Below are 15,386 nucleotides of genomic sequence, written 5' to 3'. Positions count from 1 at the left end.
GCATAACGCCGCACATGGGTTGCCGCAGATGGGCTTGCCTGCGCGCGCAGGCGGGGGCGAAAATGCGCGCACCACACTACAGCCAATGCGAGGAGCACAACATGACCCAGCACATCACCGTATCCTTCGGTGCCAACCGGGAATACGAACTGACCGTGCATGATGAAGATATTGCCGGCCTGAGCAAGGATCAGGCACGCGCCTGGCTCGCCCGGGAGTTCGAGGTGCTCGAATGCACACCGTCCAACCCTATGGGCAAGATCCTGGTGCTGGACATGATTCTCAATGTTGCCAAATACGGTGGCGAAGAGCGCTTCAAGGAAGCGGGCGAGTGGGCGAAGCAGTTTGCCGCCGCGGTCGGACGCGCCCTGGAGCGTCCGGCGATCCGGGTCGATGTGGCCGGATTCGTGGTCGGCTGAAAGGCTTTGTACCGTAGATAAAAAAGGGGCCGGCAGGCCCCTTGGTTTTTTGCGCGCCGCTCTAACGGCGACCCAGCCGATACACCGCCACGCTGGCCAGGAAGTTCGGTTCTTCCAGAATGAGCTTGCCTTGGTCGAAAGCCAGGCGCTCGCGCACCTCGATGCCGTTCATCTCGCACAGCGCCTCGAAATCGGCAATGGTGAAAAAGCGCACATTGGGGGTGTCGAACCATTGGTGCGGCAGGCTCTCGGAAACCGGCATGCGGCCGTTGAGAATGCTCTGGCGATGGCGCCAGTAGCCAAAGTTGGGGAAACTCACCACCGCCTCGCGGCCCACCCGCAGCATTTCGGCAAGAATGCCTTGGGTGTTGTGCATGGCCTGTAGCGATAGGCTCATGATCACATGGTCGAAAAAGCCATTCTCGAAACCGGCCAGCCCCCGCTCCAGGTCGATCTGCAGCGCGTTGACGCCGTTTTTCACACAGGCGAGCAGCTTTTCCGGATCGTTCTCCACGCCCCAGCCCAGCACCTGACGCACTTGCATGAGGTGACGCAGCAGGCTGCCGTCCCCGCAGCCCAGATCCAGCACCTTTTCGCCCGGGGCGATCCACTGGGCGATCACGTCATAGTCGTAGCGGTAACTCATGGGCGTACCTCGATACGGTCGAACCAGGCACCGAGCACCGCGTGGTACTGCGGATCGTCCAGCAAAAAGGAGTCATGGCCGGCTGCGCAATCGATTTCCGCATAACTCACCGGTCGCCGGTTGTGCAACAGGGCATAGACGATCTCGCGCGAGCGCGCGGGCGAAAAGCGCCAGTCGGTGGTAAACGACACCACCAGGAATTCGGCGGTGGCGCGCGCGAGCGCCGCGGATAGATTGCCGCCGTGTTCGAAGGCAGGGTCGTAGTAATCGAGCGCCTTGGTGGTCAAAAGATAAGTGTTGGCGTCGAAATAACCGGCGAATTTATCTCCCTGGTAGCGCAGGTAAGATTCGATCTCGAACTCCACGTCGAAGCTGTACAGCGTTTTGCCGTGGCGCAGGCTGCGGCCGAATTTTTCCGCCATGGCATCGTCGGACAGATAGGTGATATGGCCGACCATCCGCGCCAGCTTCAAGCCACGCGCGGGCACCACGCCATGTTCGTAGTAATGCCCGCCGTGAAAATCCGGGTCGCTGAGAATGGCCTGGCGGGCGACCTCGTTGAAAGCAATGTTCTGCGCGGTGAGCTTGGGCGCGGAGGCGATCACTGCGGCATGGCGCACCCGCTCGGGGTATTGCAGTGTCCAGGACAGTGCCTGCATGCCGCCCAGGCTGCCGCCAATGACCGCAGCCAGTCGCTCGATGCCAAGACGGTCGATCAGACGGGCCTGCGCATTGACCCAATCTTCCACGGTCACGAAGGGAAAATCCGCGCCCCAGCGCTTGCCGGTGGCGGGGTTGATCGCATTGGGGCCGCTGCTGCCGTAGCACCCACCGAGGTTATTGACCCCGATGACAAAAAACTTGCGTGTGTCCAGCGGCTTGCCGGGGCCGACCAAGTTGTCCCACCAGCCGGTGCTGGCCGGATCATTGGCATAGACCCCGGCCACATGGTGGGAACCGGACAGCGCATGGCAGACCAGCACCGCGTTGTCGCGCGCGGCGTTGAGCGAGCCGTAGGTTTCATAGACCAGTTCGTAGTCGTCGAGCCGCTCGCCGCTTTTCAGTGGTAGCGGGTCGGTGAAACGCGCCCGCTGGGGCACGACGATACCGACGGATTGGGGTTGGATCATGATGTCGAGGCGGAAAACAAAAAACCCAGCCGGCTACAGACGCGGACTGGGTTGCCCTCGCTTTAGCCGGATTTGTTGAGCGCCCGCAAGCTGTGTATCAAATCGGCGCTGAAAGTGGCGGCAAGTTAGCCTGAGTGCGGGAAATTGTCAAACGGACAGTGGTTTTGCCGCAGCGGCGGCCAAGCGCTCCACCGCCTCGCGGACCCGGGCCTGCTCGTCCATTTTGAGGATGCGCTGCACTTTGGGGGCGAGTTCGCCGAGATCGGCGCGCAGCACCTGCTGTTTGATCTCCAGCACGTTGGACGGATGCATGGAGAAATTGCGCAGTCCCATGCCCAGGAGCAGCAGGGTGTAGGCCGGATCGCCGGCCATCTCGCCGCACACCGACACCGGCAGGCCGAAACGCGCGCCGGCCTGGATGGTGGCGCCGATGAGCTTGAGCACCGCGGGATGCAGCGGGTCATAGAGCGGCGCCACCGCCTCGTTGGAGCGGTCGATGGCCAAAGTGTATTGGATCAGGTCGTTGGTGCCGATGGACAGAAAGGACAACCGGCGGATGAACATACCCAGCGCCAGCGCAGCGGCCGGCACCTCGATCATGCCGCCGATCTGTACGCCTTCGTCGAACTTGATGCGCTCGGCGCGCAGCTCGGCGCGCGCTTTGTCGATCAGCATCAGCGTCTGGTCGATCTCGTGCGCATGCGCCAGCATCGGGATCATGATGCGCAGCCGGCCATGCACCGAGGCGCGCAGCAGCGCGCGCAGTTGGGTGAGGAACATCTTGGGTTCGGCCAGCGAATAGCGCACTGCGCGCAGGCCCAGCGCCGGATTTGGCTCGGGGCGGGCGACACCGTTGAGCGCCTTGTCTGCGCCCACATCGAAGGTGCGGATGGTGACCGGGCGCTTGCCCATGGCCTTGAGCACGCTGCGGTAGGCCTCGTACTGCTCGTCTTCGTCCGGCAGGCTGTCGCGGCCGATGAACAGAAACTCGGTACGGTACAGGCCCACACCGTCGGCATTGACCGCGCGGGCCGCGCCGATGTCCTTGGGCCCTTCGATATTCACCAGCAGGTTGACGTCTTCGCCATCCAGGGTGGTCGCGCGGGCGTCTTTCAGACGCTTGAGCTTGGAGCGCTCCAGCTCCAGTTCGGTGCGACGCAGCCGGTACTCTTCGACGATTTGCTCGTCCGGGCCGACGATGACCACGCCGCGGGTGCCGTCGACGATCAGCAGTTCGTCGTCTTCGACCAGATCGCGGATCCGATGCACGCCCACCACTGCCGGGATGGCCAGGCTGCGGGCGACGATGGCGGTATGGCTGGTGGGACCGCCCGCGTCGGTGACGAAGCCGGCGATGTTGTGGTCGCGGAAACCGATGGTATCGGCCGGCGACAGATCATGAGCGACGATGATGGTGCCCAGACCGTCGCGGCGCTTGGCCGGCAGGTGGGCGGGGTGGCCGAGCAGCACCTTGACCAGGCGTTCGACCACCTGCACCACGTCGGCCTGGCGTTCGCGCAGATAAGGGTCTTCGATGGCCTGGAATTGTTCGACCAGCAGCTCCATCTGCTGCACCAGTGCCCATTCGGCGTTGCAGCGCCGCTCGGCAACCAGTTTGCGGGCGGCGTCGACCAGCATCGGGTCGGCCAGCAACATGATCTGCAAATCGACGAAGGCGCCCACCTCGGTATGCGCCTGGCCGGTGGCGGCGGCCGCTTTCAGCCCCATCAGTTCGCCGCGCACCGTGGCCACCGCGTCATCGAGGCGGTAGAGCTCCTCGTTCAGGTATTTCTCGGCGACATGGTAGTGGTTGACTTCCAGCAGCGCGTGCGACACCAGATGGGCATGGCCGATGGCAATGCCCTGGGAAACCGCCAGGCCGTGAATGGTGAAGGCCATCGCCTACTCCTCCTCGCCAAAGCGGTTGGCGATCAGCTCAACGATGGCGGCGAGCGCCGCATCCGCATCCGGTCCGGCGGTCTCCACGGTCACCGTGCTGCCGCGCGCGGCTGCCAGCATCATCACCCCCATGATGCTTTTGGCGTTGACCCGGCGGCCGTTGCGCTCCAGCCAGACCTCGGACTCAAAACCACTTGCGGTCTGGGTGAGCTTGGCCGAGGCGCGTGCATGCAGACCGAGTTTGTTGATGATTGGGGCTTGCGCTTTCGGCATCGGGATGGTCTCACTTCATATGCAAGACGCCGTCGCAGCCGCCGGAGATGGCGCGCTGGACCAGGGTGTGCATGTCTTTTTCACGGTAGGTCAGCACCCGCAGCAACATCGGCAGATTCACCCCGGCAATGCCTTCGACCCGGCCGGGTTCGAGCAGTTTGGTGGCGATGTTCGACGGTGTGGCGCCATAGATGTCGGTGAGCAGCAGCACGCCGCGTCCGGCATCCGCCCAACTGAGCATCTGACGCGCGGTCGGCAACAGATCCAGCGGATCGTCCTGGGCCGCGACCCCCAGTTGCACGATGTAGGGCGGGCGCTTGTTCAGCACATGGCAGGCGCACTGGACGAGGGCTTCGCCCAGACTGCCGTGGGTGACGAGGAAGATGCCGATCATGGACTGGGTATTCCTGGCTGGGGCCGACGCGCCAGCGTCGGCTCGGGGGGGGCTGCGCCCGGTTGGGCGATTGTAGCCGATGGATCCGGGTGCGCTCATGTGGCAGTGCGGCATGCGTCGAGCGAAGGCGCTGCCGTATGATCGCGCAACCGACCTCAACAACAGGACACCCGTAGCGTTGGATGCGCAGTTCGTGCTCACCGTGCTCGCCGTGCTCACGGTGCTGGCCTTCGATTACACCAACGGTTTTCATGACGCCGCCAACGTGGTGGCGACGGTGATCGCTTCCAGGGCCATGCTCCCTGCGCAGGCCGTGGCCCTGGTCGCAGTGTTCGAGTTCCTCGGGCCAGTGCTGGGCGGCACTGCGGTGGCCAACACGATCGGCAGCTTCGTGGACTTGAACGGCTTGCCGGTGCAGTTGTCGCTGGGGGTGTTGCTGGCCGGTCTGTTGGGCGCGATCGGCTGGAACCTGCTGACCTGGTGGTGGGGGGTTCCTTCGTCGTCCTCGCATGCGTTGGTAGGCGGACTGGCCGGCGCGGTGATTGCCGCCGCCGGCCCGGCGCACGTGGTTTGGGGCTTTGGCGCCTGGCTGGATGGCGGGCCGCTTACCGGGGTGGCCAAGGTGGTGCTGGCGCTGCTGCTCTCGCCGCTGCTGGGTTTTGCGGTCGGCTACCTGATTCACCGCCTGCTCGGTCTGCTGTTTCGCGCCGCGCGCCCGGCGCTGAACCGCCGTCTGCGCGGCGCGCAGTTCATCACCACCGCAGGGCTGGCCTTTTCGCACGGCGCCAATGACGCGCAAAAGAGTATGGGCATTCTCACCTTGGTGCTGGTGCTCGGCGGGGTCATCCCGGCCTTCGAGGTGCCGCTGTGGGTGATGCTGGCCTGCGCCACGGCGATGACCCTGGGGATTCTTTCCGGCGGCTGGCGCATCGTGCGCACGCTGGGGTTTGCGGTGTACAAGGTGCGTCCGCTGCACGCGCTGGACTCTCAACTCACCTCGGCGGCGGTCATCCTGTCGGCCTCGCTGGTTGGCGCGCCGGTATCCACCAGCCACGTGGTGGCCAGCTCCATCATGGGTATCGGCACCGCGGAGCATCCGCGCCGGGTGCGCTGGTCCAAGGCGGGCGAAATCGTCGCCACCTGGGCCATCACCATCCCGGCCTCGGCTGTGGCCGGCGCCGCGCTGTTGCTATTGCTGCAACCCCTGTTCGATTGAGAGTTTTTGCCATGAGCGAGTCTGCGCCGTCCATCGTCCACCGCATTCTTGCGCGGGTGTTTCCCAAGGCACCGGACTTCTACCAGCTTTTGGCCGAGCAGGCCGACCAGGTCGCACATACCGTGACCCTATTGGTGCGCTTCATGGAAACCGCCGATCCGGCCACCGCCAAGCAGATCAAAAAAGACGAACACGCCGCCGATGGCCTCAAAGTTCGCAACATTCATACGCTCAACGAAGCTTTCTACACCCCGGTCGATCGTGAAGACATCTACCGCGCGATCATGGATCTGGACGAGGTGGTGAACTACTGCAAGAGCACGGTCAATGAGATGGACGTGCTGGGTGTTAGCCCCGATGCCTACACCTTGGACATGGCGCGTTGCCTGCACCAGGGCGTACTGGCGCTGGCATCCGGTTTTGCGCGTCTCAAGATCGCTCCACTGGCTGCCGCCGATGACGCCGACCTGGCGCGCAAGGCCGAACGGCGGGTGGAAAAGCGCTATCGCCGCGCCTTGGCCGATCTGTTTCAGGGCGACGATTATTTGAACATGTTCAAGCGCCGAGAAATCTACCGCCACCTGTCCAACGCCGCCGACCGCATGGCGCATTGCGCCAACACGCTGCATGACATCGTGGTGAAAAGTGCGTAAGGCAGCTCTCAACCGCTGTCGATCAGCGCACGCACCGTGCCCAGCAGCGCGTCCGCTTCTGCATGCCCGGTGCGCGAATCGCGCAAGGCCAGATGCCAGCGTGCCACGGCGGCCTGCAGGGTCCGTGCGCAGCGAGCGTGCTCGATGACCGCATCCAGTTCCCGCGCCAACAGCCCCAGGTGTTGGCGGGCGCTGTCCTTCATCAGCCGGTGAATGGCAGCCAACCGCTCATCCGGCAGCACCGGATGTTGGGCTGGTGGCGCCGCCGGGGTGGGTTGGACAGTCGTGTGCCCGAACGCCTCCTCGGCCTGCGCAGCGTCTGCGACCAAGCCCTTGGCGCGCAGCACCGCGAGGAGTTCGGCCACCACGTCGCTGCCGCCGATCAGTGCGGCCAGCTCCTCCTCAGTGCGGCGGCCGTCGACCAGTACCAGCAATTGACGCTGGCGCGGGCTCAGCCCGGCGCTGCGACGGTCAAGCTCGGCGCGGCCGGCAGCGGTCTTGCGGTAAACCGAGACGAAAGGCAATTCGGGGTGGCGGGCCGTCATGGCGGGCGGCTTCCTGTGCGCGAAGGAAGCCGTGAATCTGCACCGTCTGCGTTACAGCCGTTTGACCGTGGCCGATGCCGCCTGACTGCGCAGGCGATGTCGGTGTGCCACCGATTTCATCGAGCCAAGCTAAAAAAACATCTACAGCGCTTGGTCCGGTGCCCCCCGGAAATATCCGCAGCCATCCGCTACTGCGTTCAGGCCAGCCCTTGGCTGGCCAGGTATTCCTCGTAAGTGCCGCGGTAGTCGACGATGCGGCCGTCGAGCTTGATGTCGATGATACGGGTGGCCAGCGAGGAGACGAATTCGCGGTCGTGCGACACGAATATCAAGGTGCCGGTGTACTTTTCCAGCCCGCTGTTGAGTGACTCGATCGATTCCATGTCGAGGTGGTTGGTCGGCTCGTCCATCAGCAGCACGTTGGGACGCGACAGCATCAGCTTGCCGAACAACATCCGGCCTTGCTCACCGCCCGAGATCACGTTGACCGGCTTTTTGACTTCGTCGCCGGAAAACAGCAAACGGCCCAACGTGCCGCGCAGCAGGGTTTCGGTATCTTCACCGGTGGCCGCGGCGCTGATGCGGGCATATTCGGCAATCCATTCGGTCAGGCTCTCGGTGCCGGCAAATTCGGCCGAGTGATCCTGCGCGTAGTAGCCGAGCTTGGCTTTTTCGGCCCACTTGACATGGCCGTGCTGCGGACTGAGTTCGCCAACCAAGAGCTTCATCAAGGTGGTTTTACCGACGCCGTTCTCACCGATGATGGCCACTTTCTCACCGGCCTCGATGGCCATGCTGAAGTTATCGATCAGCGGCTTGTCCATACCGTCGTAGCCAAAGCGCAGATTGTCGATCTCGCAGGCCAGACGGTGCAGCTTGTCCTTATCGTCGTACTCGAAGCGGATCCACGGGTACTGCCGGCTGGAAGGCTTGACGTCTTCGGGTTTGAGTTTTTCGATCAGCTTCAGGCGGCTGGTGGCCTGCTTGGCCTTGGATTTGTTGGCCGAGAACCGGCGCACAAAGGCTTGCAGTTCCTGAATCTTGTCTTTGGCTCGGGCGTTGGCCGCCGCCTGGCGTTCGCGGGCCAGGGTGGAGGCTTCCATGTAGTCGTCGTAATTGCCGGCATACACCGTGATGGTGCCGTAATCCAGGTCGGCCATGTGGGTGCATACCTGGTTCAGGAAATGCCGGTCATGGGAGATGATCACCATGGTGGAATCGCGCTCGTTGAGCACATCTTCCAGCCAGCGGATGGTGTTGATGTCCAGGTTGTTGGTCGGTTCGTCCAGCAGCAGGATGTCCGGGTTGGCAAACAACGCCTGACACAGCAGCACCCGCAGCTTCCAGCCTGGGGCGACGTTTTTCATCGGCCCGTGGTGTAGCTCGGTGCCGATGCCCACCCCCAGCAGCAACTCGCCGGCACGCGCTTCCGCGGTGTAGCCATCGTACTCGCCGACTTTGCCTTCCAGCTCGGCGGCGCGCATGTAGTCGTCTTCGGTGGCCTCCGGGTTGGCGTAAATGGCGTCGCGTTCCTGGATGGCCGCCCACAGCTCCTCATGGCCCATCATCACCACGTCGAGCACACGCTGGTCTTCATAGGCGAACTGGTCCTGGCGCAAGTAGGCCATGCGCTCGTTGGCGTCTTTGGAGACGTTACCGGCCGTCGGCTCCAGGATGCCGCAGAGGATTTTCATGAAGGTCGATTTGCCGGCGCCGTTGGCGCCGATCAGGCCGTAGCGGTTGCCTTCGCCGAACTTGACGGAGACGTTTTCGAACAGGGGCTTGGCCCCGAACTGCATGGTGATGTTGGAGGCGACGAGCACGGCGGATCCTGATGTCCAGATAAAACAAAGCCTTGCATTGTAACGCAGCACACACCCTGCTGCCGGGTCTTGGCGTGTTGCGGTGCGGTTTGGCCAGCGCTGCGGCCTACAGCAACTTTTGCAAAAACAGCGCCTGGCCGGCGGCGGGATCGAGCTGATAAGGGGCGAAGCCGGCGCGGGCGTAGGCGGCCAGCGCGCGGTGGTTATTGGAGAGCACTTCCAGGGTGAGCTTGCAGCAGCCGCGCTGACGTGCCGCTTGTTCGGCCGCTGCCAGCAAGGCTTGGCCGATGCCCCGGCCACGGTAGCCGTCCAGCACGGCCAGATCATGCACGTTGAGCAACGGGCGCGCGGCAAAAGTGGAAAAACCCTCGAAACAATTGATCAGCCCCACCGGGGTGTCTTGCACGAAAGCCAGAAAGGAGACAAAGCCGGGGTGCTTGGCCAGCCGTGCCGGCAGGGCGCGTTTGACCTCGTCGGCCAGTCCTGTGCCGCCACCCATCGGATCGCGTGCGTAATGCTCGAGCAAGGCCAGGAAGGCGGCGACATGGTCGCCGCGGCGCAGCTCGGTGGGGACGATGGACAGCGCCGGCTGGCGTTCAGGCATCGGACACCACGCAGCGGTTACGGCCTTGTTGCTTGGCACGGTAGAGGGCCTCATCGGCACGGTTGATCAAGCGCTGATAGTCCGGATGACCGTCGTGGACGGCCACGCCGATGCTGGCGGTCAATTTCAAGGACGCCCCATTGGGCAGCAGCACGTTTTCGCTTTCGATGCGGCTGCGCAGTTTCTCTGCGATTCGCAGCGCGTGTGTCAGGTCCACTTCCACCAAGAGTGCCAAAAACTCCTCGCCGCCATAACGGAACACGAAATCGCCCGCGCGCACGGTGGCCAGTATCAGGCTGGCGATGTGTTGCAGCACCCGGTCGCCCGCCTCGTGCCCGTGTTGGTCATTGATGTGTTTGAAATGATCCACGTCCAGCAGGAGCAGGGCAAAAGGTTTGTGCTGGCGCCGGCTGATGTCCGCCTCGCGGCTCAGGATGGCGGGCAGAAAGCGGCGGTTGAGCAGTTGGGTGAGCGCATCTTTGCCGGATTCAAGCTCGACGAAGCGCTCGAACAGGGTGCCGAGCAGGAACTTGAGCTGGCCCAGTTCAGAGAGCACCGCCTTGGTGAGTCGGCGCTGCGTATCCCGCTCCGGGCCGCCCAGCTTGGCCTGGCACTGCGGGATCAGATCGTCGTCTATGGTACGGATGGCTTGGCGGATCGCGGGTAATTCGGGCGCGCCTTCAAAGATGGCAGTGGCTTTGTGATGCAGCCACAGGCCGAAGGCGGATTCGGTCAATCTGGGCAAGGGGTCGCCGGCCGAGCCGGTCATCATGTCGTGCAGGAAGCGGTTTTCCCAGTCCAGCAGCGCGGCGCGCTGACGCTCCCGCTCCAAGGACAGGTTCTGTCCGAAGGAAAACGCCCGGTAGGCTTCGTCGATGCGCGCCACATGCTCATGTGAGGCCACATAGGCGGCGCTCATTTCCTCGAAGGCCAGATCCATCAGATTGTCGGCATAGAGCACCGCATCGATCAGCGCCTGGCCGCTCAGGCCGGCGGCAAGCAGGTGACGGGCGATTTCGGCTTTGAGCACACGGGCGCCGCGCGCGACGATGTTGACCGGCAAATCGATGCGCGCGTGCACCTCGCCAACATGACGCTGGATTGCCATAGCGACCGCGAACTGTGCGCGATCGGTACAGGAAAACAGTGTTTCCAGCCAGCGCTGCATCGAATGGCGCAGGCGGGTTTCCACCGCTTCATGGGTGAGAAAGGGGTGCGCGTCCGGGTCGCCGAGCATGCGTGCGTAGAAAGCGTCTGCCATGCTTTCTTTATGGGCACGCACCACCTCGCGCAGCACACCGCGGGTGGCCTCTGGCACGTTATCGAATAGTTCGAGCCAATCTGCTTCCAGCGTGTTGGAGTGATTCATAACCAATCCAGATAAAAAAGCCATTGCTGCCACAGGCGCCTGGTGGCGGGGTGCGGGTGTTGCCGTAGCGCGGGCGGGTCAGGCGGGTTGGCCGCTGCGACGGGTGAGCAGCAACCCGCATTCCAGGTGGTGAGTATAGGGGAACTGATCGAACACCGCGGCCGCGGCAATACGGTGGGTGGCGGCAAGCGCTCGCACGTTGTCGCGCAGCGTGACCGGGTTGCAGGAGATATAGAGGATGCGCTCAAAACCCGCGGCCAGTTCGACGGTGGCCGGGTCCAGACCGCTGCGCGGTGGGTCCACGAAAAGCGTGGAGAAGCGGTAGCCGGCCAGATCCACGCCGGCCATGCGGCGGTAGGTGCGTCCGCCGGCCATGGCGTCGGCCAATTCCGCGCTCGACATGCGCACCACGGTGATGTTGTCGGCGCCGTTGGCCTCGATGTTGTAGAGCGCGGCGCGCACCGAGGATTTGGACAGTTCGGTGGCCAGCACGCGGCCGAACAGCGGCGCCAGCGCCAGCGTGAAGTTGCCGTTACCGCAATAGAGCTCCAGCAAGTCGCCACCGGCCTGCGCAGCCTGCGCGCGCGCCCAGCCGAGCATCTTGCGGTTTACTTCGCCATTGGGCTGGGTGAAGCTGCCTTCGATCTGCTGGTAGCGCAGCCGGCGGCCGTCGACTTCGAATTCTTCCAGCAGCCAGTCGCGCGTCAGCACGATCTTTTGCCCGCGGCTGCGGCCGATGATCTGCGCGCCCAGGGAGGCGGCCAGTTCGCGCGCGGCCGCCTCCCACTGCGGGCCCAGCTCGCGGTGGTAGATCAGGCTCACCATCAGCTCGCCGGAGAGTGTGGCGAGAAATTCCACCTGGAAGATGCGCCGCTTGAGTTCTTCGTTGGTGTCGAGCGCCTCGCGCAGGCGCGGCATGGCGCGCGCAATCGGCTCAGCAGCCGGCGGGAAATCGTCGAGCAGGATGGGCTGCTTGGGGTGCTCGGCGTCGAACATCGCGTAATCGAGGCGTGCGCCGTGGTGCCACAGACGGAACTCGGCGCGCAGGCGATAGCCAAGCGGCGGGGAGCTGAACACGTCCGGCTCGGGCAGGCCGAGCGGGGCGAAGTCGGCCTTGAAACGGGCGACTTTTTCGGCAAGCTGGGCGTCGCACTGAGCGGGATCGAAGACGGGCAGAGGCATGGCGGGCAGCTATAGGAAACGGGCAATGAAGCAGGGCGCGGCCGGGTCGACGCCGGCCGGCAGCGCCAGCCAGGCGCGGTGGCCGCTGCCGGGCAGCCGTTCGATGGTCTGTCCGTCATCGTTTTCCAAGCGCTCGACCACGGCTTCGACCGTGCCGCAAGGTTGTATGAACTCCAGCCGATCGCCCCGACCGAAGGCGTTTCTGGCCTCGATTTGGATGCGTTCGCGCGCCGCGTCGAAGCCGATCAGATCGCCCACGTACAGACTGCGCCCGGAAACCGAATGGCCGCGCAGATAGTTTTGGTGCGCCGGGGTGTGGTGGCGCTGGTAGAAGCCATCGGTGTAGCCGCGGTTGGCCAGGCCCTCCAGTTCGCCCAACAGCCGTGGGTCGAAAGGCCGGCCGGCGCATGCGTCGTCGATCGCTTGGCGATAGGCGCGGGCGGTGCGCGCCACGTAGTAAGGGCTTTTGGTGCGACCTTCGATCTTCAGTGAATCGACGCCGATTTCCACCAGCCGCTGCACATGCTCGATGGCACGCAAATCGCGAGAGTTGAGGATGTAGGTGCCGTGCTCGTCCTCCTCGGTCGGCATCAGCTCGCCGGGCCGGCTGCCTTCTTCCAGCAGCCAGACCTTGGTGCCGCCCGGATGACGCGGCCGGTTGTCGGCGGCTTTGCCGCTGCGGGTGGCGGTGCCGACCGTGCCCAGCGCCTTGGGATTGCCCAGCGGCGCGCTGCCGCAGGCAAGTACGTCGCCGGCGGCGTTTTGCTCGGCCTCATGCAGCTTGTAGTCCCAGCGGCAGGAATTGGTGCAACTGCCCTGGTTGGGGTCACGATGGTTGAAATAACCGGAGAGCAGGCAGCGCCCGGAGTAGGCGATGCACAATGCGCCGTGCACGAAGACTTCCAGCGCCATGTCCGGACAGGCATCGCGGATTTCGGCCACCTCATCGAGCGACAGTTCGCGCGACAGGATGATGCGTTGAATCCCCACTGCTTGCCAGAAGCGTACCGCCGCCCAGTTGGTGGTGTTGGCCTGCACCGACAGATGCACCGGCAGCTCGGGCCAGCGCTCGCGCACCATCATGATCAAACCGGGGTCGGCCATGATCAGCGCGTCGGGCCCCAGCGCCACCACTTCTTCCATGTCTTGCAGGTAGGTGCGCAGCTTGGCGTTGTGCGGGACGATGTTGCTGACCAGATAGAACTGCTTGCCTGCGGCATGGGCTTCGCGGATGCCGGCCGCCAGCGTTTCCAACTGCCCGAACTCATTGTTGCGCACTCGCAGCGAATAGCGCGGTTGGCCGGCATACACCGCGTCCGCGCCAAAGGCGAAAGCGGTGCGCATCATGGCCAAGGAACCGGCGGGGGCAAGAAGTTCTGGGCGTCTCATCGGGGCAGCGTGGGCACGGGGGCGGGATTCTACCGCGCCGGCGCGCTCAGTCTTGCGGAAAACGTCGGCGAAAACCCTCGGGTACCGCGGCCACTTTACGCGCACCGTAGTCGAAGAACACGATGCCGGTCTTGCCACGCGCCACCTCGCGGCCGCTGTCGCGCTCGTTCATGCGCCACACCAGGTCGCATCCGTACTTGCCAAACTCGCGCGCGGCCATCTCCACCCGCATGGTTTCGCCGTGGAAAGCTTCCGACTTGTACTGCAGCGCGGCGTCGGCAACGATGATGCCCAAACCTTCGACATCCAGCTCGCCGTAGCCCATGGACTTGAGCCAGCGCACCCGTGCTTCGGATACCACGGTGAGCAACAGGGCGTTGTCGAGGTGGCCACCGTAGTTGATATGGCTGAGGTAGAGCGTGATGTCGGTGGCAAAGGCAAAGTGCTCGGGTAAATCGATTTGAATACGGGCCATTGCAGGTATTCTCGCAGCGGGCTTGTTTGGACGGGAAAGGCGGCATATCTTCCGCGCTTTCGTAAGGATCTGTCCAATTTTCCGTTACCGATGAGCGCACCTATCACGCAGGCCGCCCTGGGCCTTTTGGACGTGGCCACCCTGGGCCAGGTGTTTACCCCGCAGCCGGTGGTCCGGGCCATGCTTGCGCTGCGTCGGCGCAGCGGCCGTGTGCTGGAGCCCTCCTGCGGCGACGGCGCGTTTTTGCGCCATCTGCCGGAGGCGGTGGGCATCGAGCTGGATGCGGCGCACTGTCCCCCGGGCGCGCTCAACATGGATTTTTTTGCCTACCCGGACAGCGAGAAATTCGACACCATCATCGGCAATCCGCCCTATGTGCGTTATCAGGACATTTTGCCGGACACCCGTCGCCGGCTCGCCTTGGCGCACTTCGATGGACGCTCCAATCTTTATCTGTTTTTCATCGAAAAATGCCTGCGCCACCTTGCGCCGGGCGGTGAGTTGATCTTCATCACCCCGCGCGACTTTCTCAAGGCCACCTCGGCGGTGCGCCTGAACCGCCTGCTGTACGAGGCGGGCGGCATCACCCATGCCATCGAGCTGGGCGATGCACGGGTGTTTGCCGGCGCAGTGCCCAACTGTTTGATCTGGCGCTTCGAAAAGGGCCGCAGCGAGCGTTCGATGTGGGTGGCCGAACTGGGTGTCGGGGACGACATTGCCGCGCGGCTGGCCGATCCGCCTTGGCAGCGGCGTTATTTTGTCGAGGCCGGCGGACACCTGATGTTTGCTCGCGGCGACTACCCCGTGCGCCTCAGTGAGCTGGCCATGGTCAAGGTGGGCGCGGTGTCCGGTGCCGATGAGCTATACGAAGATCTGCTGCAAGGCAATCGCGATTTCGTTTGCGCGTCCACGGTCGCCACCGGGCGCACCCGGCGCATGATCTGGGTGGAGCCGGGCGATCCACCGCCGCCTGCGCTGCTGCCGCACAAGGCGCGCTTGCTGGCGCGCAAGGTACAGAAATTCGATGAGCGCAACTGGTGGCACTGGGGGCGTGGTTACTATCAAAGCGACCGTCCACGGGTGTATGTGAACGGCAAGACGCGGCGTCCGGCGCCATTTTTCATTCATGATTGCCCGCACTATGATGGCGCGGTGCTGGCGGTTTTTCCGCACCGCGCCGACATCGATCTGGCGGCTTTCCGCGACGCGCTCAATGCGGTGGACTGGGCCGATCTCGGCTTTGTCTGCGACGGCCGCTTTCTGTTTTCCCAGCGCAGCCTGGCCAATGCGCCGCTACCGGCATCGTTTTCCCGCTTTCTGCCCGAACAGGGGTAAAAGCGGCTGCCGGGCCTTGGTGTAACATTGGCCG

Annotated in this window: 16 protein-coding genes; 4 read left to right on the top strand and 12 right to left on the bottom strand. The window is 63.9% G+C overall.

Annotated features, from left to right (window positions below):
• Positions 1–101 precede the first annotated feature (101 nt).
• A complete protein-coding gene (locus DIE29_RS14410) occupies positions 102–419 on the top strand; it encodes a hypothetical protein (protein WP_108081167.1) in 318 nt (105 codons plus the stop codon).
• A 61-nt stretch (positions 420–480) separates the two neighbouring features.
• Here the strand turns inward: DIE29_RS14410 and metW are convergent, their stop codons facing one another.
• From metW to DIE29_RS14385, 5 genes are all read right to left on the bottom strand, one after another.
• Complete coding sequence (metW, locus tag DIE29_RS14405) at positions 481–1,065, bottom strand: methionine biosynthesis protein MetW (protein ID WP_114650204.1); 585 nt, start codon at positions 1,063–1,065, stop codon at positions 481–483.
• The gene (gene metX / locus DIE29_RS14400) at positions 1,062–2,195 is read right to left on the bottom strand and encodes a homoserine O-succinyltransferase MetX (protein WP_102042989.1); all 1,134 of its coding nucleotides are present in this window, start codon (positions 2,193–2,195) and stop codon (positions 1,062–1,064) included. Before metX ends, metW begins: the two co-directional genes overlap by 4 nt.
• Before the next feature lie 147 nt (positions 2,196–2,342).
• Positions 2,343–4,094, bottom strand: coding sequence for a phosphoenolpyruvate--protein phosphotransferase (ptsP, locus tag DIE29_RS14395; RefSeq protein WP_114650203.1), 1,752 nt, complete (start codon positions 4,092–4,094; stop codon positions 2,343–2,345).
• Positions 4,095–4,097: 3 nt separating this feature from the next.
• The gene (locus DIE29_RS14390) at positions 4,098–4,367 is read right to left on the bottom strand and encodes an HPr family phosphocarrier protein (RefSeq protein WP_102042987.1); all 270 of its coding nucleotides are present in this window, start codon (positions 4,365–4,367) and stop codon (positions 4,098–4,100) included.
• 10 nt (positions 4,368–4,377) lie between these two features.
• Positions 4,378–4,761: a PTS sugar transporter subunit IIA gene (locus DIE29_RS14385; RefSeq protein WP_102042986.1), complete on the bottom strand. Its 384-nt coding sequence runs from the start codon at positions 4,759–4,761 to the stop codon at positions 4,378–4,380.
• A 112-nt stretch (positions 4,762–4,873) separates the two neighbouring features.
• On the opposite strand from DIE29_RS14385, the gene DIE29_RS14380 reads away from it, so the two are divergent.
• Together DIE29_RS14380 and DIE29_RS14375 are read left to right on the top strand one after the other, a co-directional pair.
• Positions 4,874–5,977 carry an inorganic phosphate transporter gene (locus tag DIE29_RS14380; RefSeq protein WP_174202328.1) on the top strand — a complete coding sequence of 368 codons (1,104 nt, stop codon included), beginning with the start codon at positions 4,874–4,876 and terminating at the stop codon, positions 5,975–5,977.
• An 11-nt stretch (positions 5,978–5,988) separates the two neighbouring features.
• The gene (locus DIE29_RS14375; RefSeq protein ID WP_102042985.1) at positions 5,989–6,630 is read left to right on the top strand and encodes a DUF47 domain-containing protein; all 642 of its coding nucleotides are present in this window, start codon (positions 5,989–5,991) and stop codon (positions 6,628–6,630) included.
• Positions 6,631–6,638: 8 nt separating this feature from the next.
• Here the strand turns inward: DIE29_RS14375 and DIE29_RS14370 are convergent, their stop codons facing one another.
• The 7 genes from DIE29_RS14370 to DIE29_RS14340 all read right to left on the bottom strand — a co-directional run bounded on the left by DIE29_RS14370 (position 6,639) and on the right by DIE29_RS14340 (position 14,017).
• Complete coding sequence (locus DIE29_RS14370) at positions 6,639–7,175, bottom strand: hypothetical protein (protein ID WP_102042984.1); 537 nt, start codon at positions 7,173–7,175, stop codon at positions 6,639–6,641.
• 197 nt (positions 7,176–7,372) lie between these two features.
• Positions 7,373–8,998, bottom strand: coding sequence for an ABC-F family ATPase (locus DIE29_RS14365; protein WP_114650202.1), 1,626 nt, complete (start codon positions 8,996–8,998; stop codon positions 7,373–7,375).
• A 106-nt stretch (positions 8,999–9,104) separates the two neighbouring features.
• Positions 9,105–9,602 carry a GNAT family N-acetyltransferase gene (locus DIE29_RS14360; RefSeq protein WP_102042983.1) on the bottom strand — a complete coding sequence of 166 codons (498 nt, stop codon included), beginning with the start codon at positions 9,600–9,602 and terminating at the stop codon, positions 9,105–9,107.
• Positions 9,595–10,971 carry a diguanylate cyclase gene (locus DIE29_RS14355; RefSeq protein ID WP_237269472.1) on the bottom strand — a complete coding sequence of 459 codons (1,377 nt, stop codon included), beginning with the start codon at positions 10,969–10,971 and terminating at the stop codon, positions 9,595–9,597. The genes DIE29_RS14360 and DIE29_RS14355 overlap by 8 nt, the downstream gene beginning before the upstream one ends.
• Positions 10,972–11,049: 78 nt before the next feature.
• Entirely contained in the window at positions 11,050–12,153 is a 1,104-nt protein-coding gene (gene trmA / locus DIE29_RS14350) for a tRNA (uridine(54)-C5)-methyltransferase TrmA (RefSeq protein WP_114650200.1), read from the bottom strand.
• A gap of 9 nt (positions 12,154–12,162) precedes the next feature.
• Complete coding sequence (gene trhP, locus DIE29_RS14345) at positions 12,163–13,542, bottom strand: prephenate-dependent tRNA uridine(34) hydroxylase TrhP (RefSeq protein WP_102042980.1); 1,380 nt, start codon at positions 13,540–13,542, stop codon at positions 12,163–12,165.
• 46 nt (positions 13,543–13,588) lie between these two features.
• Positions 13,589–14,017, bottom strand: coding sequence for an acyl-CoA thioesterase (locus tag DIE29_RS14340; protein ID WP_114650199.1), 429 nt, complete (start codon positions 14,015–14,017; stop codon positions 13,589–13,591).
• Positions 14,018–14,107: 90 nt separating this feature from the next.
• On the opposite strand from DIE29_RS14340, the gene DIE29_RS14335 reads away from it, so the two are divergent.
• On the top strand, positions 14,108–15,352 hold the full coding sequence (locus DIE29_RS14335) for an HsdM family class I SAM-dependent methyltransferase (protein WP_114650198.1): 1,245 nt from the start codon (positions 14,108–14,110) through the stop codon (positions 15,350–15,352).
• The last annotated feature ends 34 nt before the right edge of the window (positions 15,353–15,386 follow it).

It is taken from the genome of Pseudothauera hydrothermalis (assembly GCF_003345255.1).
GTDB classification, from domain to species: domain Bacteria; phylum Pseudomonadota; class Gammaproteobacteria; order Burkholderiales; family Rhodocyclaceae; genus Pseudothauera; species Pseudothauera hydrothermalis.
The sequence above is the reverse complement of the archived record's forward strand: the minus strand, read 5'-3'. Positions and strand labels throughout refer to the sequence as shown.